The sequence below is a fragment of the Streptomyces sp. NPDC058284 genome (assembly GCF_042881135.1).
Taxonomy (GTDB): Bacteria; Actinomycetota; Actinomycetes; order Streptomycetales; family Streptomycetaceae; genus Streptomyces.
The window spans coordinates 63,745-81,530 of record NZ_JBHVYE010000033.1 but is presented as its reverse complement, the minus strand read 5'-3'; the positions used below and the strand labels follow the sequence as shown (position 1 = coordinate 81,530).

Sequence of the window (17,786 nt, the reverse complement as noted above, 5' to 3'; positions counted from 1 at the left end):
GCGGAGCATGCCCTGCGGGCTTGCGTCGCTTGCTGTAATCGATGGCCATCGCGTCCCCTGAGCTGGGGTGTTGCAACGACCACTAGAACTCAAGCATCGGCGGGGGCCCCTCTGTTCACTGCGTACCGGAAGCGTCAGCCCAGGATCGACAGCGCCTGGTTGAGCGTCGCGGACGGGCGCATGACCTTGGAGGCCTTGGCCGCGTCCGGCTGGTAGTAGCCGCCGATGTCGGCCGGCGAGCCCTGCACGGCGATCAGCTCGTCGACGATGGTCTGCTCCTGCTCGGCCAGCGTCTCGGCCAGGGCCGCGAACGCCTCGGCGAGCTGCGCGTCCTCCGTCTGCCCGGCCAGCTCCTGCGCCCAGTACAGGCCGAGGTAGAAGTGGCTGCCGCGGTTGTCGATGCCACCGAGGCGGCGGCTCGGCGACTTGTCGTTCTCCAGGAACGTGGCCGTCGCGCGGTCCAGGGTGTCGGCGAGGATCTGGGCGCGCGCGTTGCCCGTGGTGGTGGCGAGGTGCTCGAAGCTCACCGCGAGGGCGAGGAACTCGCCCAGGCTGTCCCAGCGCAGGTAGTTCTCCTTGACCAGCTGCTGGACGTGCTTCGGGGCGGAGCCGCCGGCGCCCGTCTCGAAGAGGCCGCCGCCGTTCATCAGCGGGACGACCGACAGCATCTTGGCGCTGGTGCCCAGCTCCAGGATCGGGAAGAGGTCGGTCAGGTAGTCGCGCAGGACGTTGCCGGTGACGGAGATGGTGTCCTCGCCGCGGCGGATGCGCTCCAGGGAGAACGCGGTGGCCTCGACCGGCGACATGATCCGGATGTCCAGGCCCTCGGTCTCGTGGTCGGCGAGGTAGCGCTCGACCTTGCCGATGAGCACGGCGTCGTGGGCGCGGGTGTCGTCCAGCCAGAACACGGCCGGGCTGCCGGTGGCGCGGGCGCGGGTGACGGCGAGCTTGACCCAGTCCTGGATCGGCGCGTCCTTGGTCTGGCACATGCGGAAGATGTCACCGGTGGAGACGGCCTGCTCGAGGACGACGTTGCCGGCGCCGTCGAGGACCCGGACGTTGCCCGTGGTGGGGATCTCGAAGGTCTTGTCGTGGCTGCCGTACTCCTCGGCCTTCTGCGCCATGAGGCCGACGTTCGGGACGGAGCCCATCGTCGAGGGGTCGAAGGCGCCGTTGGCGCGGCAGTCGTCGAGGACGACCTGGTAGACCCCGGAGTAGCTGCTGTCCGGCAGGACCGCGAGGGTGTCGTGCTCGGCGCCGTCCGGGCCCCACATGTGGCCGGAGGTGCGGATCATGGCCGGCATGGAGGCGTCGACGATGACGTCGCTCGGGACATGCAGGTTGGTGATGCCCTTGTCGGAGTCGACCATGGCGAGCTCGGGGCCCTCGGCCAGCTCGGCCTCGAAGGACGCCTTGATGGCCGCGCCCTCGGGGAGGGACTCCAGGCCCTTGAAGATGCCGCCAAGACCGTCGTTCGGGGTCAGGCCCGCGGCGGCGAGGGTCTCGCCGTGCGCGGCGAACGTCTTCGGGAAGAAGGCGCGGACCACGTGGCCGAAGACGATCGGGTCGGAGACCTTCATCATCGTGGCCTTGAGGTGCACGGAGAAGAGGACGCCCTCGGCCTTGGCGCGGGCGACCTGCTCGCCGAGGAACTCGCGCAGCGCGGCGACGCGCATGACGGAGGCGTCGACGACCTCGCCCGCGAGGACCGGTACGGACTCGCGCAGGACGGTGGTGGAGCCGTCGTCACCGGTGAGCTCGATGCGCAGCGAACCGTCCTCGGCGATCACCGCGGACTTCTCGGTGGAGCGGAAGTCGTTGGCGCCCATGGTGGCGACGTTCGTCTTCGAGTCGGCCGTCCAGGCGCCCATGCGGTGCGGGTGGGCCTTGGCGTAGTTCTTGACCGAGGCGGGGGCGCGGCGGTCGGAGTTGCCCTCGCGCAGGACCGGGTTGACGGCGCTGCCCTTGACCTTGTCGTAGCGGGCGCGGATGTCGCGCTGCTCGTCGGTCTTCGGGTCGTCCGGGTAGTCGGGGAGCGCGTAGCCCTGGCCCTGCAGCTCGGCGATCGCGGCCTTGAGCTGCGGGATCGAGGCCGAGATGTTCGGCAGCTTGATGATGTTCGCCCCGGGCGTCTTGGCGAGCTCGCCGAGCTCGGCAAGGGCGTCATCGATGCGCTGGCTCTCCTCGAGGAACTCGGGGAAGAGGGCGATGATGCGGCCCGCGAGCGAGATGTCGCGGGTCTCCACGCTGACCCCGGCCGTCGAGGCGTAGGCCTGGACCACCGGCAAGAAGGAATGGGTCGCCAGGGCCGGGGCCTCGTCAGTGTGGGTGTAGATGATGGTCGAGTCAGTCACCGGGTGCTCCGCTCCGCGTCTGCAACATTGCTCGACATCAAGATATCTCCTCCCTCCCCCGTCACGGACAGGGCCCTGAGGACCCCAATCTTGGTAGACACTGTCTACGCGATGCGGTAGACAGTGTCTATGAAGCCAATGGTGGGCAGGGCGATGGGCAGGGACGAACAGGACGCCGGGCTGCGGGCCCGGCTGGTGGACGTCGGCGTGGAGCTGGTGGCGACGGACGGGGTGCAGGCGCTGACGCTGCGGGAGATCGCCCGCCGGGCCGGTGTCTCCCACGGAGCGCCCCGGCGCCACTTCCCCACGCACGTGGCGCTGCTGTCCGCCATCGCCCGGCGCGGGTTCGCCGAGCTGGCGGCCGAGGCGGAGAAGGCCGTGGGCGCGGCGGGGGGCGGGGGCGGTCAGGACGCGCGTACGCGGTTGAAGGCGCTGAGCCGCGCGTACCTCGGCTTCGCCGCGGAGCACCGCGGCATGTTCGAGCTGATGTTCCGCCACGACCTCCTCGAGAGCAATCAGCTGGGCCTGCGGGAGACGAGCCTGCCGCTCTTCGACGTGCTGGTCGGACTCGTCGCCGAGGCCCGCTCAGCCGCGTCCGCGTCCGCCTCCGCCCCCGCCTCCGACACGGGCGTGCGGGTCGCCGCGGGTGCGCTGTGGGCGAACCTGCACGGGATCGCGCAGCTGTGGGGCTGGGGAAGTCTGCGTCTCGCGACGGGCACGGACGAGGTGGAGGCGCTGCTCGACGCGGCGCTCGACGCACATCTCGGGCTCGGGCCGGCAGCCGGATGAGCGTCACGACTTCCGGGGCAGGGAAGCGCGTCGCCCCCGGGGAGAGGGGCCGACGGAACCTCACCCTGGCCTGCAGTGTCGCCGGCGCCATGATCGTCGCGCTGGACGGCACCGTGCTGAGCGTGGTCCAGCCCGCTCTGCGACGCGATCTGGACGCCTCGTTCGCCCAGGTGCAGTGGACGAGCACCGGGTACCTGATCGCCGTGGCGAGCCTGCTCGTCTTCGCGGGGCGGCTCGGCGACCGGTACGGGCACCGGCGGCTCTTCGCCGTCGGCACGCTCGGCTTCGCCGCCGCGTCGGCCGGGGTCGGCCTCGCGTCCGGCGTCGGCACGCTGATCGCGCTGCGCGTCGTCCAGGGCATCTTCGGGGCGCTGCTGCAGCCCGCGACGCTCGGCATGCTCCGGGCCGCGTTCCCGCCGGACCGGCTCGGCATGCCGATCGCGCTGCGGACGAGCGCGATCGGCCTCGCCGCCGCGGCCGGTCCGGTACTGGGCGGGGCGCTCGCCACGCACCTCGGGTGGCGCTCCGTGTTCTTCCTCGGCGTCGTGCCCGCGCTGCTCATCGGCGTACTGGCGCTGGTGGTCCGGGTGCCGGAGCCGCGCCGGGAGGGTCCGGCGCCCGGGCTCGACCTGCCCGGCGCGGGACTGCTCGCGGTGACACTGGCCTGTCTCGTGCACACGCTGGTCGGCGTCCCGGAGAGCGGCTGGACGCCGGCCGCCGCCGCGGGGGCGTCGGCGGCGGTACTCGCGGGCGGCGTGTTCCTGCGGCACGAACGGCGTGCGGCGCGCCCGCTCGTGCCGCCCCGTCTGCTCCGTACCTCCACGGTCGGCCCCGCGCTCGGCATCCTCGTCGCGGCGTCCGCCGCGATGTTCGGAACGCTCTTCGTCGCGACGTACTTCCTCCAGGACGTACGGGCGCTCGACCCGCTGCACAGTGCGCTGAGCGCCCTGCCGCTCGCGGTGATGATGGTGGTCGGCGCGCCCCTCTCGGCCGTACTGCTGCGCCGGGCGGGCCCGCGCCTGACGATCACCGGGGCCATGGCGGTGCTCACCCTCGGCGTGCTGGCTCTGTCCCGCCTGGACCAGGCGTCGGGGCCGGTGGTGGTCGGCGGCGCGTTCGCGCTCGTGGGGGCGGGGTTCGGCACGGTGATGGTGGCGGCCACGGCCGTCGTCGTACGACACGCTCCGGTGGCCGACGCCGGGGTGGCCGGGGGCCTCCAGCAGACGGCGATGAACGTGGGCCCGGCGCTGGGCATCGCCCTGGCGACCACCCTGATGACCGCCGCCTCCCCCTCGGGTCCCCCGCGTGCGGGCCGGCCCCCGTGGTCCCGCGCGGAGTTCCTCTCCGCGATGACACCTACGCTGACGGCCTTGGCCGTGGTGGCGGCGGCGGGAGCGGTGGCGGCTACGACGCTGCCGGGCCTCGGGCCGGCGGGCCGTGGGACGGCGAGCGGGGGTGCGGCCGGGGCTGAGCGGGCGTGCGGCCAGGGCTGAAGGCGGGGCCGCTGCCCGGCACGAAGGCGCACCCGGACGGGGCCTGCCCCGGGGGCAGGACCGCGCCCGGGGGTGAGGCCCCCGGCCCGGCGCGAAACCGCAACCGGGCAGCAGCCTGCCCCCCGGGGTGAGGACCACGGCTCGGCGTGACACCACGGCCTGGCGTGAAGCCGCAGCCGGGCAGCAGCCCGCACCCCGGGGTGAGAACCACGGCCCGGCGTGACACCACGGCCCGGCGCGAAACCGCAACCGGGCAGCAGCCCGCATCCCGGGTCAGGGCCACGGCCGGCGGCGAGGCCAGGGCCGGGGGTGAAGCCATGCCGCCCCGGCCTGCGAGCGCGGCCGGACGTGAAGCCGCCACCCGGCGTAAGACCCGCGGGGACCCGGACTCGCGGGTGGCGTGGAGCCGCAGCCCGCCGGGGGTCGCACCCACGGCGAAGACGCAGCCAAGCGGGAGCCCGCACCCAGGGGCGAAGCCGCAGCTGAGCCGGGACTCGGCCCCAGGGGCGAAGCCGCACCCGGGGGCGGACCCACAGCCTGACGGGAGCCCGCCCGGGAGTACGGCAGCGCCCTCGGCGAAGGGACCACGGACGGGCCCCGCCATCAGGCCCCCGGAGCCCCGCCGCACCCCGGCTCCGGGCCCCGGGCTCCCGGCTCCCGGCTCCGAACCCGGGGCTCCGAACCCGGGGCTCCGGGCTCCGGGCTCCGGGCTCCGGGACCCGGGACCCGGGCCCCGGGACCCGGCACCAGCCCTACGAACCGCCCCGGCCCGGACCCGCGCTCAGCGCCGCGTCCACCATCCGGAGGGTCGCCCGCGCCTGCGCCTCGTGCGGCTCCACGCTGTCGATGCGCAGGGTGAAGGCCGCGCTGTTGACTGAGGTCGTGCCGTCCGGGGTCACGCCGCCCTCGGAGACGCAGCCGAGGCTCGTTCCGCCGTGGAACCAGATTCCGTCGTCGCGGCCCGCGACGGGACGCCAGGCGATGCCCATGCCGTAGCGGACGCCGTCGGCCGGGATCCAGTCCTTCACCGGCACGGTCCGCTTCATGGCCGCCAGCTGCGCCGGGCGCAGCAGTCGGCCGCCGAGCAGGGCGCGCAGGAAGACGCCGTGGTCGCGCGGCGTGGAGATGAGGCAGCCGTCGGCTCCGCCGCCGAAGCCGAGGGTGGTCTCGACGGGGCGGGTGCCCTTGGGGAAGTACGTGTAGCCGGTGGCCGTCGGCTGCGGCACGTACGGCGAGGTGCCCGGCGCGAAGGTGTGGCGCAGTCCGAGCGGCTCGATGATCCGCTCGTGGACCTCCTGGGCCCAGGGGTGCCCCGTGACCGCCTCGACGATCATCCCGGCGACGATGTAGTTGGTGTTGGAGTAGCCCCAGCGCCGCTCCCCCGCCGGGTCGTCGGCGTCGGGCAGCCACTGCGGCGGCGCGCCGAGGGCCGCCGTCAGCTGCTCCTCGGGCGTCTGCGAGCGGAAGCGGTTGCGGCGGTAGCCGTCGGGGGTGAAGTCCTCGCTGTCCCCGTCGATGTAGTCGTTGAGGCCGCTGGTCTGCCGCAGCAGGTTGGCGACGGTGATCCGGCGACCGTCGTTGCCGTGGCCACGGACCGCTCCCGGCAGCCACCGCTCGACGGTGTCGGTGAGCTTCAGCCGTCCCTCGCCGACGAGTTGGAGGACGACCGTCGCGGTGAACGTCTTCGTGTCGCTGCCGATGCGGTAGTACGCGCCCCAGGGCACCGGCCGCTCCGCCGCGAGGTCGGCGACGCCCGCCCGGGCGGCCGTGCGGCCGTGCGGGCCGTGCACCTCGGCGAGGACGCCGGTCACGCCGGTGGCGAGGATCGCGTCGACGTCGCGCTGGAGGGTGCGCCCGCGCCGGGAGGGCGGGGCGGCGGAGGCGGAGGCGGGGGCTGCCGCGGCGGCCCTGGTGCCTGCCACTCCCGTGAGCAGTGCCGCCGCGGTCGCCGCGAGGCCCGTGCGCCTGCTGATCCCGGTCGTCATCGGGAATTCTCCTTCTCCGTGGTGTCGGCTGTCTTCTTCGGCCTCGCGCACGTGCGGTCCGTGGCGGGCAGCTTCCCGTCGCGCAGGTAGGCGTTGACGGTGCGGTCGGCGCACGGGACGGGGGTGAGGCCGTCGTTGCCGCGCCCGTAGACGCCGTGCGAGCGGATGTCCGCCGTCACCAGGCGGGACCCGGCGAGCTTCGCGTGCAGGGCGAGGGCGCCCTCGTACGGGACGTTGTTGTCGTAGCGGGCCTGGAGCATCAGGACCGGCACGTCATTGCCGATCCTCGTGCCGGGTTCACGGGGCTCGCCCTTCCAGAATGCGCACGGAGCGATCATTGTGTTGACGTACGGCCCGAACACCGGCTGGTCGGCCCTGCTGCGCTGCATGTTCTTCCAGTACGTCCGCGGGTTCTTGGGCCACCCGCCCGCGGGCCAGCCCCCGTCGCCGCACATGAAGATCGCGCCGCCCACCATGCTGTCCGCCACCTCGGGCGAGGAGAGGAACTCCAGCATCCCGGCGAGCGCCGGTCCCGGCTCGACCGCCTCACCCGCGGCGGCCTTCGTCAAGTCGGCCACGACACTGCGGAGTTGGGGGTCGTTCTCCTCGTGCTGGACGAGTTGCTTGAAGATCATGCGCAGTAGCGGGGCATTGAGGCGCTGACCCTTGACCGGGATGGGGTGCCGCTCGGCCCGTGCCAGCAACGCCCGGACGTCCGCGTACGTATGGCCGTCAAGGCCATCGATGCCATCAGAGCCGTCGATGTTCTTGAGCGCGGCCTCCGCGGGCGCCCCGGACCGCTGGAACAGTTCGTACTGCGTGGCCGCCGGATCCGTCGAGGAGTCCAGGACGATCCGGTCGGTGCGGCGCGGGAACAGCTGGGTGTAGACAGCGCCCAGGTCGGCTCCGTACGAGACGCCGTAGTACGACAGCTTGCGCTCGCCCAGCGCCGCCCGGATCGCGTCCATGTCGCGGGCGACGTTCCGGCTCGACGCGTGCGGGAGCAGCGCGGCATTGTCGCCGTACTCCTGGCAGCGGCGCGCGGTCTCGCGCGCCGACCGCACCGCGTCCGCGAAGTCACGGCGCGGTGTGGTGTTTTCGGCAGGTGGCGTGGGCCGCGGTACCTTGCCGCACGTGACGGGCGTGCTCTCGCCGAGGAAGCGCGGATCGAAGCCGATCAGGTCGTAGTGGTCCGCCGCGCCCTTCAGCGTGGACCGCAGGGCCAGGGTGTGGGCGAGTCCCGTGCCGCCCGGGCCGCCGGGGTTGGAGAGCAGGATGCCGCGCCGTGTCCCCGGTGACTTCGCCTTGATGCGGGAGACGGCGATGTCGATCGTACGGCCGCCGGGGTCCGCGTAGTCGAGGGGCACGGTCACCTTCGCGCACCGCGCGCCCGCCTCGTTCAGCTCCTTCTGGTCCGGGGAGCAGTGGCCCCAACTGAGCGCCTGGTGCGATGACTTGGGCGGCTCGGGAAGGTCGGCGGCGGCCACTTCGCCCGCGAGTAATCCGACGAGGCCGAGACCGGCGGTGACTGCTGACGCGACGCGCATCGTGCTCCTTGGTTCGGTGGCTCCCGGTCCGCCCGCCCGTCCGTCCGTCTCCGGCGGCCGACCGAGGAATTGGTGATCACCACGCTAGGAACACTCAGGGCGCCGGAACATCGTGCTACCGGGCCGGACCACCTGGGGAAAGCCCCCGTACGCGCGCTCCGGTTCTCCGGAGATCCGGGGCTTGACCTGGAGTTCGCTCCAAGCCCTAGGTTCGTACCCGATCACAGGGCATCCCCCCGGATCACCGCGCACGTCCCAGGAGGTACCAGCATGTCCACCCTTCCCACGCGCCGCCTCGGCGCGCTGACCGTCTCGGCGCAGGGACTCGGCTGCATGGGGATGAGTCACGGTTACGGCGCGTCCGACGACGCGCAGTCGATCGCGACGATCCATCGCGCCCTCGACCTCGGCGTCACCCTCTTCGACACCGCCGACTACTACGGCCACGGCCACAACGAACAGCTCATCGGCCGCGCGCTCACCGGCGCGCGCCGCGAACAGGCCGTCGTCGCCACGAAGTTCGGCTTCGCCAACCGGCTCGGCGAGCCCACGCGCATACGGGGCGACGCGGCGTACGTACGCGAGGCCTGCGACGCCTCGCTGCGCCGCCTCGGCGTCGACCACATCGACCTGTACTACCAGCACCGGGTCGACAAGACCGTGCCGATCGAGGAGACCGTCGGCGCGATGGCGGAGTTGGTGGCGGCGGGCAAGGTGCGCCACATCGGGCTCTCCGAGGCCGGCGCACGCACGATCCGGCGGGCGCACGCCGTGCACCCCATCGCCGCGCTGCAGAGCGAGTGGTCCCTGTGGACCAGGGACCTGGAGGCGGAGATCGCGCCGGTCTGCCGTGAGCTCGGCATCGGCATCGTGCCGTTCTCGCCGCTCGGACGCGGCTTCCTCACCGGCCGCTACACCTCGCTCGCCGGCCTCCAGAAGGACGACGTGCGCCGCTACCAGCCCCGTTTCGCCGACGGCAACCTGGAGCAGAACCTCTCCATCGTTCAGACCCTGGACGCGCTCGCCGCGAAGAAGGGCGTGACAGCCGGACAGCTCGCGCTCGCCTGGGTGCAGCACCGCGGGGACGACGTGGTGCCGATCCCGGGCACGCGCCGCGAGAAGTACCTTCAGGAGAACCTCGGCGCCACCTCGATCGAGCTGTCCGCCGACGACCTGGCCGCGATCGACGCCGCGGCGCCCGCGGACCGGGTGGCGGGGACGCGGTACGACGAGAACAGCCTGGCGGTCCTGGACCGCTAGCCGCCGCGCTTCCCGCCTGCCGCTCCCGTGGCGGCGGGGCGCTCGGCCGGGCCGCGTAGCCTGCGGGTATGCCGCTTTTCGAGGAGAAGGCCGACAGGGACGCCGTGGCCGTCCGCCTCCCCGTCCCCGTCCCCGTCCCTGAGACACTCGCCTTCCTCACCGGCGAGTGGCGCGTCGAGCGCACCGTCCGCGACCTCGCGGACGGTTCCGAGGGCCGCTTCACCGGTACGACGCTCTTCTCACCGCTGCCCGCCCCCGAATCCGGCGGCCTCCTCCACCAGGAGTCCGGCACCTTCACCTGGCACGGCATCGCCCGCCCCGCCGAACGCACGCTCCGCTTCCTGCCCGGCGAGGCGGCGGGCACCGCACGCGTGGAGTTCGCCGACGGCCGCTTCTTCCACGACCTCGACCTGCGCACGGGTCGCTGGACGACGGACCACCCCTGCGTAAGCGACCTCTACCGCGGCGAGTTCGAGGTGGCCGCCGCGGACCGCTGGCGCACCCGGTGGCGGGTCGGCGGCCCCGCCAAGGACCTGCTGCTCGTCACGGAGTACCGGCGGGCGGTCCGCGCCGAAGGTCCCGGCGACCGCTGACCCCTGCCGGGCGTCGGGGCGCAGGCGGGGGCGCAAAGACAGGCTCTCAGCCCACCCCGGCGCCCAGCACCTCATCACAAGCCACCCGCAGCCTCCGTACCCCCTCCGTGATCTCCCCCGGCCCCGCGACCGCCGCGAAGCTCAGGCGGACGTGGGCCGCCGAGGGCTCGGCCGCGAAGTACGGGCGGCCTGGGGCCACGGCCACGCCCGCGCGCAGGGCCGCGGAGGCGAACGCGGACTCCTCCGTGCCGTCGGGCAGCCGCAGCCACAGGTTGTAGCCGCCCGCGGGGACGTGCGGCACCGTGAGCTCGGGCAGGCGCAGCCGCAGCGCCGCCGCCATCGTGTCCCTGCGTTCCTTCAACTCGCCCGCCACCGCCCGCAGATGGCGTGGCCAGGCCGGGGAGCCCACCAGTTCGAGGGCCGCTTCCTGCAGTGGCCTCGGTACGAAGAAGTGGTCGACGACCTGGATGGCGCGCAGCCGCTCAAGGACAGGTCCGCGGGCCGCGAGCGCGCTGACGCGGAAGCTCGGCGAGGTGGCCTTGGTGAGCGAGCAGACGTGGACGACGACGCCGTCGCGGTCGTCGGAGGCGAGTGGGCGCGGCAGCGGCCCGGCGTCCTCGTGGACGAGGCGGCGCACGAAGTCGTCCTCGATGACGAAGGCCCCCGCCTCGCGGGCGATCCGCAGGACCTCGGGGCGGCGCTCGGCGGACAGCACCGCGCCGGTCGGGTTCTGGAACAGCGGCTGGCAGACGAAGACCCGGGCGCCCGTCGCCTCGAAGGCTGCCGCCAGGAGCCGGGGGCGCACCCCGTCGGTGTCCACGGGCACCGGCACGGGACGCAGCCCCGCGGCCCGGGCGATCGCCAGCATGCCTGGGTAGGTGGGGGATTCGACGAGGACCGGCGCCCCGGGCGGGGCGAGCGCCCGCAGCGCCGTCGTCAGGGCGCTCTGCCCGCCCGCGGTGATCAGCACCTCGGCGGCCGTGATCGCTCCGCCGATTCCTCGCGCGAACCACTCGCGCAGCTCCGGCAGGCCGTCGACCGGCGGTCGCCCCCACGCCCCGGGGCGCCGCCCGGCCCGTGCGAGGGCCGCCGCCATCGCGCGCTCGGGCTGCAGTGCCGGATCGAGGTAGCCGCCGTTGAACTCGATGATGCCGGGCGGCGGCGCGGCGAGGGTGGCGAGCACTCCGGACGCGTCGACCGAGCGCGGCACGAGTTCGGCGACGGCGTCGGCGCTCAGCGTCACCTCCTGCCAGGACGTGTCGCCGACGGGCGCGGCGGGCTCCGACGCCTCCGCGCGGAAGACGCCCGCGCCGGGGCGGGTGACGACGAGGCCCTCGGCGGCCAGCTGGCCCAGGGCCCGGGACACGGTCACCGGGCTCACCCTGAACCGCTCGACCAGCGCCCGGCTCGACGGCAGCTTTCCACCTGGCGAGTAGCGGTCAAGCTCCGCTCGCAGGCTTTTCGCCAGTTCACCCACACTGCTACTGTCATGCATGACAGCACAGGATAGCGCTACTCGCCCGACCCGGATAGCGGTCCCCGCCCTCGACGAGAAGCAGCGCCCCGCGCCCGCGTCCCGCCGCGCCGGCACCGTGATGGCCGCTCTCGGCGTGACCGCGTTCTCGCTCACCTTCCCCTCCACCGCCTGGGCTCTCGAGGGCATCGGACCCTGGAGCTTCGTGACCCTGCGCGGCGTGCTCGCCGCGTTGGTCGCGGGGAGCTGCCTGCTCGCCCTGCGCGTCGCCGTCCCGCACCGGCGGCACTGGTTCGGCCTCGCCGTGGTGGGCGTCGGCGTGGTCGTCGGGTTCCCGCTGCTGACCACGCTCGCCCTGCAGACGTCGAGCACCGCCCACGCGGCCGTGGTCGTCGGCCTGCTCCCCCTGACGACCGCCGCCCTCTCGGCGCTGCGTACCGGGGCCCGCCCCTCGCGCACCTTCTGGACGGCGGCGCTCGCCGGGGCCGCCGCAGTGATCGCCTTCACCGTGCAGCAGAGCGGCGGCGCCCTGACCACCGCCGACCTCTACCTCTTCGGCGCGCTGCTGATCTGCGCGGCCGGTTACACCGAGGGCGGCAGGCTCGCCAGGGAGATGCCCGGCTGGCAGGTGATCGGCTGGGCGCTGGTCCTGTGCCTGCCGCTCAACGCGGTGGGCGCGCTCGCGGCCCTGCCCCACGAGTCCTTCCACCTCACCGGGCACAGCACGGCGGGCCTGCTGTACGCGGCACTCGGTTCGCAGTTCCTCGGCCTCGTCGTCTGGTACCGGGGGATGGCGGAGATCGGCGTCCCGCGGGCCAGCCAGCTCCAGCTCGCCCAGCCGCTCCTGACGCTGGTCTGGTCGGTGTTCCTGCTCGGCGAGCACCTCACCGTGGCGGCGCCGCTCACCGCGGCCGCCGTCCTCGTGTGCATCGCGGTCACCCAACGGGCCCGCGACTGACCGGCCGTATACCCGAGGATGGCCCCAACTCCCGCCACTCGTCGTACACTTGCCGCCACAGTTCGCGACCGCAGAGCGGGACGAGGGGGCTCTCCAGATGCGTGCAACCGTAGGCGACGAGCTGGTGCTGCACGGCAGGATCGTCGGGCAGCACGACCGGATCGCGCAGGTCGTCGAGGTCCTGGGCCCGGACGGTGGCCCGCCGTACCGCGTCCGCTTCGAGGACGGCCACGAGACGCTGATGTCGCCGGGTCCCGACACCGTCGTACGGCATCAGGACCCGGCTTCCTAGGCCGTGTCCGCGCGGATCAGCGCGGTGGCCTCGCCGGTTCCTGGTAGTGGTCGGCGACGACACGGGCCATCGCGCCGATCCTGTCGACGCCGACCTCCTTCGCCGAGAAGTAGATGTGCCCGCGCACCTCGGGGAAGTCCTCGGCGAACGTGAGGTGCCGGGAGAGCTCCGCCGGGTCCTGCCAGGCCGCGGGCTGCGCCGGATCACCCGCCTTGTACAGGGCCTCGCCGATGTACAGCTTCACGTCCGTGCCGCGCACGACGTCGCTCCACCACGGGATCAGCTTGGCGTAGTCCGCGGCGGCGAAGCCGATGTTCCAGTACACCTGCGGGACGATGTAGTCGAGCCAGCCCTTCTTCACCCAGCCCCGCGTGTCCGCGTACAGATCGTCGTAGGTCTGCACCCCGGCCCGGGTATCCGACCCCGTCGGGTCCGTCGCGAGGTTGCGCCAGACGGCGAAGGGGCTGACACCGAACTGACAGTGCGGCCGCGCCTTCTTCACCCGGCCCGACATCTCCCGCACCAGCGTGTCGATGTTGTCCCGCCGCCAGGACGCCCGGTCCGGGAAGTCGCCGCCGTACTGCTCGAAGGCGGCGTCGTCGTCGAACTTCTGGCCCGCGACCGGGTAGGGATAGAAGTAGTCGTCCCAGTGCACCGCGTCGATCGGGTACCGGCGCACGGCGTCGAGCATCGCGTCCTGCACGAAGCGCCGCACCGCGGGCAGGCCCGGGTTGTAGTAGAGCTTCCCGCCGTACGGCAGCACCCAGTCGGGGTGCACCCGGGCGGGGTGCGTGGCCACAAGACGCGATGGGTCGGTGTGGTTGGCGACCCGGAAGGGGTTGAACCACGCGTGCAGCTCAAGGCCCCTGCGGTGGGCCTCGCGCACGGCGGTGCCCAGCGGGTCCCAGCCCGGGTCCTTGCCCTGCGTGCCGGTCAGGTACTCCGACCAGGGCTCGTACGGCGACGGCCACAGCGCGTCGGCGGTCGGCCGCACCTGGAAGACCACCGCGTTGAGTCTGCGGTCCACGGCCGAGTCCAGGTACGCCAGCAACTCGCTGCGCTGCTGCGCCACCGGGAGCCCCGGCTTGGACGGCCAGTCGCGGTTGACGACGCTCGCCAGCCACATGGCCCGCAGCTCGCGCCCCTTCTTCCGGCGCCGGCCGGGAGCGGCGGCCGCGTCCCCCGCCGTCGCGAGGCCCGCGACCGCCGCCGCGGCCACCAACGAGAAACCTCGACGTGACATACGCCTCATCTGCGTACCTCCTTGGCCAGCAGTCCTCCGGCACCCGTTGCCGGATGCGCACAGCATGCCCGACCCGGCCCCTCATGGACCCCTCATTGCGGAGTAACGTTCACGGCCGAGGCAGGCACCGCATCCATACGGGGGACGGGGGACCTGCCGGCCCCGTTGATCAGCGAAAGGCACGAGGTGACCGACTCCATGACCGATATCGCACGCGTCGGAGTGGTGGGCTGTGGCCAGATGGGCGCCGGAATCGCAGAGGTCTGCGCCCGCTCCGGACTGGACGTGAAGGTCGCGGAGACCACCGGCGAGGCCCTGGAGATCGGCCGGACACGGCTGTACAACTCCCTCTCCAAGGCGGCCGAGCGCGGCAAGATCTCCGAGGAGGAGCGCGACGCGACGCTCGACCGCCTCAGCTTCACCACCGACCTCGGCGAGTTCGCCGACCGTGACCTCGTCATCGAGGCCGTGGTGGAGAACGAGCAGGTAAAGACCGAGATCTTCCAGGTGCTCGACCAGGTGGTGACCCGGCAGGACGCGATCCTCGCCTCCAACACCTCCTCCATCCCGCTGGTGAAGCTGGCCGTCGCGACCTCGCGCCCGGACCAGGTCATCGGCATCCACTTCTTCAACCCGGCGCCGGTGCAGCAGCTCGTCGAGCTGATCCCGGCGCTGACCACGTCCGAGGGCACGATCAGCCGCGCTCAGGCCGTGGTCGAGAAGATCCTCGGCAAGCACGCGATCCGCGCCCAGGACCGCTCGGGCTTCGTGGTCAACGCGCTGCTCATCCCGTACCTGCTCTCCGCCATCCGGATGTTCGAGTCGGGCATCGCGAGCCGCGAGGACATCGACAACGGCATGGAGATGGGCTGCGCCCACCCGATGGGCCCGCTCAAGCTCTCCGACCTGATCGGCCTCGACACGGTCGCCTCGGTCGCCGACTCCATGTACGCCGAGTACAAGGAGCCGCTGTACGCCGCTCCCCCGCTCCTTCAGCGGATGGTGGACGCGGGCCGCCTCGGCCGGAAGTCCGGCTCGGGCTTCTACACGTACGCCTGACGGGACGCGCCCGAGCGGCGCACACCCCGTACGAACACGCTCCGTACCGACGGGCCCGGCACTCCTGCGAGTGCCGGGCCCGCGGCGTTCACACACCGTGTGCGCAGAAGGCTCGCATATGCCCATCGCACACTCTCCCGCCCTGCCCACCACGCGAGTTGACTTTCCGTGCGGAAGGAGGGGGGACGCGCCACTACAGAGAGGAGCGGACTCGTGACCACCGACGGCGAAATGGCCGTGGTCCCTGAGGAACTCGCGGAGTTACGACGCAGCCTGGACGTGGGCCTCGCCCGCGTCGACGGACGGCTGGCGTTGCTCACGCAGCACGACGAACAGACCGCCAAGAACGTGGAGACCATGGAGGCCCGGGTCGCCGCACTGGAGAACACCCGCTGGCCACTGCCGACGATCGTCGCTCTCGCGGCGGTCGCGGCGATCGCCGTGGCGGTCTGGCAGGCGATCGGCCATTAGCTGGCGCGCGCCTGGTTAGCGCGCGTCCTGGCCGAGGCGCAGATGGTGCAGGAGGAGGAGCGCCGCGGCCATGTTGGCGGCCGGGACCTCTCCGCGAGCCACCATGTCGGGTACCAGCTTGAGCGGGACCCACTCGCGGCGGTCCGACTCGAAGTCGTCTTCGGGGTGGCCGATGTACGTCCCTTCGTCGGACCAGTAGATGTGGTGCCGGGCGTCGGTGAGCCCGTTGGACGGCTCGACGCTCATTAGGTGCCGCAGGGGTCCCGGCCGCCAGCCGGTCTCCTCCTCCATTTCGCGTGCCGCCGCGTACGCGATGTCCTCGCCGTCCTCGACGACGCCGGCCGCGAGTTCCCACCCCCAGCTGTCGGTGATGAAGCGGTGCCGCCACAGCAGCAGCACTTCGTTGGCGTCGTTGACGACGGTGGCCACGGCGACGGGCCGCAGCCGTATGAGGAAGTGATCCAGATGCCGGCCGTCGGGTAGCTCGACATCTGCGAGATTGACGGTGAACCAACGGTTTCCGTACACAGTTTGTTCGCTCTGTTTCGTCCACTGCACGGTTCTGCCACCTTCCGCCGAGTAGATGGCAATATCGCAGCAGGCCGAATGTCGGAGCAGAGTGTGTACGGCTCGGAGCTGTGCGTATGCGCGGACGGCGCGGCGGCGCCGCTAGCGCGTCACAGCGGCACGCGCAGCGCCCCGTCGATCAGTGCGGCCGCCTCGGCCGTGCCCGCGCAGTCGCTGCGGACCAGGTGCTCCCGCACCGCGCGCAGCCGGTCGCGCAGCCGCTGGGACTCCATGCCCCGGGCCTGTTCTGCCATTTTCACCGCCGAGGCCACCGCCTCGTCGGTGTTGCCCTGGCGGAGCTCGATCTGGCTGAGCATGGCGAGGCGGTGCACCCGGCCGCGGTCGTGCGCCGGAGTGTCCACGGCCGCCGCGGCGTGCTCGTGGGCGCTGGCCAGATCACCGAGGCTGAGCAGCGCCTCCGCCACTTGCACGTTGACGAGCCCCGGCTGGACATAGCCCGTCTCGTCCGGCTCGCGGCCGCGCAGGATCCGGTCGGCCGCCACCTCCGCACGCCGGATGCAGGACAGCGCGCTCCTGCCGTCGCCCAGGTGCGCGTACGCCTTGGCCTGCATCGCGTACAGGTCGGATGCGAGGGCCGGGGTCAGGTCGCGTCCGGCGGCGCGCAGTGCGGCCTCGGCGAAGGCCACGGCCTGGCGGTACTCGCGCATGAACAGGGACTGGTTGACGAGGAGCGCGATCACGTACGCGCCGAGCCCCTGGTCTCCGCTCGCCTTGGCCAGCCGCAGCGCCTGGTGGAAGTAGCGCTGGGCGAGACCGTGCGCGTCGGAGTCGTACGCGCAGATGCCCGCGATGGCCACCAACCCGCCCGTGGAACGGTGCAGTTGGCGGCCCAGCTCGTCGGTGTAGCTGCCGCGCAGCAGCGGCGCGGCCTCGGCGTTGAGGAAGCCGACGATGCGGGTGCGGGTCGCGATGCCACCGGTCTTGCGGTACATCTGCTCGTAGTGGGTGCGGGCGGCGCGCATCATCTCGATGTCGGCCTTGCCGACCGGGTGCCGTCCACCGCGGGAGACGTCGACGTCCTCGGGCGGGTTCTCCCACTCCCAGACGGGCATCACGGCGGGCGTGCCGGTGACGGCGGGGGCGCCGAGCAGGTGCGGGCGCTGCTGTTCGTCGGAGCGCCACAGGGCGGTGGCCCGCTCCACGAACCCCGAGAGCGTGGAGGCGGTGGAGCCGGTGCGGGCGGCCGGCACACCGGGCAGGCCGAGGCCGATGTCGTCGAGGGTGACGGGCCGCTGCAGCCGGGCGGCGAGCACCTCGCAGATCAGGTCGGGCACCTGGCCCCGCGGCCGCTGACCCTTCAACCAGCGGGAGACGGCGGTGTGTTCGTAGCGCAACGCCAGTCCCCTGGCCCGTCCGGCCTGGTTCACATGTGCGGCGAGTCCCGCGTGGGAAATGCCCGCTTCGTCGAGGATCGCGTCGAGCAGGGTGTTGGGCTGCATGGGTGCCCTCCGGTGGCTCGGTGCTGTTCAGCGTAGTGGAGGGCCCTTCACACGGGGTGTGAACGGAGTGCCCGAATCCGGGGGGTGTGCGCTCTGCCGCGTGGGGTGTGGAATCGCTTGACTGAGATGCCTCATCAGTTAAGGAGGCCGGCCGGGCCGCCGGCTCCCCCTCGTACAGTGCGGCGGCCCTCATCGGCGTCATCCGTCCCGCCGTCTGCCCGACAACTCCATGGCGGGGCGG

15 protein-coding genes are annotated in these 17,786 nt (G+C 72.6%); 8 read left to right on the top strand and 7 right to left on the bottom strand.

The window, feature by feature from the left end; genetic code table 11:
- Window positions 1–134 precede the first annotated feature (134 nt).
- A complete protein-coding gene (locus ACFVYR_RS32935; protein ID WP_384258105.1) occupies window positions 135–2,354 on the bottom strand; it encodes an NADP-dependent isocitrate dehydrogenase in 2,220 nt (739 codons plus the stop codon).
- 138 nt (window positions 2,355–2,492) lie between these two features.
- On the opposite strand from ACFVYR_RS32935, the gene ACFVYR_RS32930 reads away from it, so the two are divergent.
- On the top strand, window positions 2,493–3,143 hold the full coding sequence (locus ACFVYR_RS32930) for a TetR/AcrR family transcriptional regulator (protein ID WP_384258257.1): 651 nt from the start codon (window positions 2,493–2,495) through the stop codon (window positions 3,141–3,143).
- Window positions 3,140–4,636 carry an MFS transporter gene (locus ACFVYR_RS32925; protein ID WP_384258108.1) on the top strand — a complete coding sequence of 499 codons (1,497 nt, stop codon included), beginning with the start codon at window positions 3,140–3,142 and terminating at the stop codon, window positions 4,634–4,636. Before ACFVYR_RS32930 ends, ACFVYR_RS32925 begins: the two co-directional genes overlap by 4 nt.
- Before the next feature lie 752 nt (window positions 4,637–5,388).
- On the opposite strand, the gene ACFVYR_RS32920 is transcribed toward ACFVYR_RS32925, so the two are convergent.
- Together ACFVYR_RS32920 and ACFVYR_RS32915 are read right to left on the bottom strand one after the other, a co-directional pair.
- Window positions 5,389–6,621 (bottom strand): serine hydrolase domain-containing protein, encoded by a 1,233-nt coding sequence (locus ACFVYR_RS32920; RefSeq protein ID WP_384258110.1) that lies wholly within the window; start codon window positions 6,619–6,621, stop codon window positions 5,389–5,391.
- Window positions 6,618–8,168 (bottom strand): alpha/beta hydrolase, encoded by a 1,551-nt coding sequence (locus tag ACFVYR_RS32915; RefSeq protein WP_384258113.1) that lies wholly within the window; start codon window positions 8,166–8,168, stop codon window positions 6,618–6,620. The genes ACFVYR_RS32920 and ACFVYR_RS32915 overlap by 4 nt, the downstream gene beginning before the upstream one ends.
- Before the next feature lie 270 nt (window positions 8,169–8,438).
- Between ACFVYR_RS32915 and ACFVYR_RS32910 the strand changes: the two genes are divergently transcribed.
- Window positions 8,439–9,428 carry an aldo/keto reductase gene (locus tag ACFVYR_RS32910; RefSeq protein WP_384258115.1) on the top strand — a complete coding sequence of 330 codons (990 nt, stop codon included), beginning with the start codon at window positions 8,439–8,441 and terminating at the stop codon, window positions 9,426–9,428.
- 68 nt (window positions 9,429–9,496) lie between these two features.
- Window positions 9,497–10,021, top strand: coding sequence for a DUF6314 family protein (locus ACFVYR_RS32905; protein ID WP_384258117.1), 525 nt, complete (start codon window positions 9,497–9,499; stop codon window positions 10,019–10,021).
- Between the two features lie 46 nt (window positions 10,022–10,067).
- On the opposite strand, the gene ACFVYR_RS32900 is transcribed toward ACFVYR_RS32905, so the two are convergent.
- Window positions 10,068–11,516, bottom strand: coding sequence for a PLP-dependent aminotransferase family protein (locus ACFVYR_RS32900; protein ID WP_384258119.1), 1,449 nt, complete (start codon window positions 11,514–11,516; stop codon window positions 10,068–10,070).
- Here ACFVYR_RS32900 and ACFVYR_RS32895 point away from each other — a divergent pair.
- On the top strand, window positions 11,515–12,453 hold the full coding sequence (locus ACFVYR_RS32895) for a DMT family transporter (RefSeq protein ID WP_384258122.1): 939 nt from the start codon (window positions 11,515–11,517) through the stop codon (window positions 12,451–12,453). The genes ACFVYR_RS32900 and ACFVYR_RS32895 overlap by 2 nt on opposite strands.
- A gap of 97 nt (window positions 12,454–12,550) precedes the next feature.
- Complete coding sequence (locus ACFVYR_RS32890; protein ID WP_384258124.1) at window positions 12,551–12,745, top strand: DUF1918 domain-containing protein; 195 nt, start codon at window positions 12,551–12,553, stop codon at window positions 12,743–12,745.
- 16 nt (window positions 12,746–12,761) lie between these two features.
- Here the strand turns inward: ACFVYR_RS32890 and ACFVYR_RS32885 are convergent, their stop codons facing one another.
- The gene (locus ACFVYR_RS32885) at window positions 12,762–13,997 is read right to left on the bottom strand and encodes a glycoside hydrolase family 10 protein (protein WP_384258126.1); all 1,236 of its coding nucleotides are present in this window, start codon (window positions 13,995–13,997) and stop codon (window positions 12,762–12,764) included.
- Between the two features lie 189 nt (window positions 13,998–14,186).
- Between ACFVYR_RS32885 and ACFVYR_RS32880 the strand changes: the two genes are divergently transcribed.
- Together ACFVYR_RS32880 and ACFVYR_RS32875 are read left to right on the top strand one after the other, a co-directional pair.
- A complete protein-coding gene (locus ACFVYR_RS32880; protein WP_384258128.1) occupies window positions 14,187–15,047 on the top strand; it encodes a 3-hydroxybutyryl-CoA dehydrogenase in 861 nt (286 codons plus the stop codon).
- Between the two features lie 213 nt (window positions 15,048–15,260).
- Complete coding sequence (locus tag ACFVYR_RS32875; RefSeq protein WP_384258130.1) at window positions 15,261–15,518, top strand: hypothetical protein; 258 nt, start codon at window positions 15,261–15,263, stop codon at window positions 15,516–15,518.
- Window positions 15,519–15,533: 15 nt separating this feature from the next.
- On the opposite strand, the gene ACFVYR_RS32870 is transcribed toward ACFVYR_RS32875, so the two are convergent.
- Window positions 15,534–16,076 (bottom strand): NUDIX hydrolase, encoded by a 543-nt coding sequence (locus ACFVYR_RS32870; protein ID WP_055699051.1) that lies wholly within the window; start codon window positions 16,074–16,076, stop codon window positions 15,534–15,536.
- 119 nt (window positions 16,077–16,195) lie between these two features.
- Window positions 16,196–17,545: a transcriptional regulator gene (locus ACFVYR_RS32865; RefSeq protein WP_384258133.1), complete on the bottom strand. Its 1,350-nt coding sequence runs from the start codon at window positions 17,543–17,545 to the stop codon at window positions 16,196–16,198.
- Window positions 17,546–17,786: the final 241 nt, after the last annotated feature.

Coding starts and splice junctions, on each gene's coding strand:
- ACFVYR_RS32900 (WP_384258119.1), bottom strand. CDS start 11,516: ATGCATGACAGTAGCAGTGTGGGTGAACTGGCGAAAAGCCTGCGAGCG.
- ACFVYR_RS32895 (WP_384258122.1), top strand. CDS start 11,515: ATGACAGCACAGGATAGCGCTACTCGCCCGACCCGGATAGCGGTCCCC.
- ACFVYR_RS32905 (WP_384258117.1), top strand. CDS start 9,497: ATGCCGCTTTTCGAGGAGAAGGCCGACAGGGACGCCGTGGCCGTCCGC.
- ACFVYR_RS32915 (WP_384258113.1), bottom strand. CDS start 8,168: ATGCGCGTCGCGTCAGCAGTCACCGCCGGTCTCGGCCTCGTCGGATTA.
- ACFVYR_RS32865 (WP_384258133.1), bottom strand. CDS start 17,545: ATGCAGCCCAACACCCTGCTCGACGCGATCCTCGACGAAGCGGGCATT.
- ACFVYR_RS32930 (WP_384258257.1), top strand. CDS start 2,493: ATGGTGGGCAGGGCGATGGGCAGGGACGAACAGGACGCCGGGCTGCGG.
- ACFVYR_RS32910 (WP_384258115.1), top strand. CDS start 8,439: ATGTCCACCCTTCCCACGCGCCGCCTCGGCGCGCTGACCGTCTCGGCG.
- ACFVYR_RS32890 (WP_384258124.1), top strand. CDS start 12,551: ATGCGTGCAACCGTAGGCGACGAGCTGGTGCTGCACGGCAGGATCGTC.
- ACFVYR_RS32885 (WP_384258126.1), bottom strand. CDS start 13,997: ATGAGGCGTATGTCACGTCGAGGTTTCTCGTTGGTGGCCGCGGCGGCG.
- ACFVYR_RS32880 (WP_384258128.1), top strand. CDS start 14,187: ATGACCGATATCGCACGCGTCGGAGTGGTGGGCTGTGGCCAGATGGGC.
- ACFVYR_RS32920 (WP_384258110.1), bottom strand. CDS start 6,621: ATGACGACCGGGATCAGCAGGCGCACGGGCCTCGCGGCGACCGCGGCG.
- ACFVYR_RS32925 (WP_384258108.1), top strand. CDS start 3,140: ATGAGCGTCACGACTTCCGGGGCAGGGAAGCGCGTCGCCCCCGGGGAG.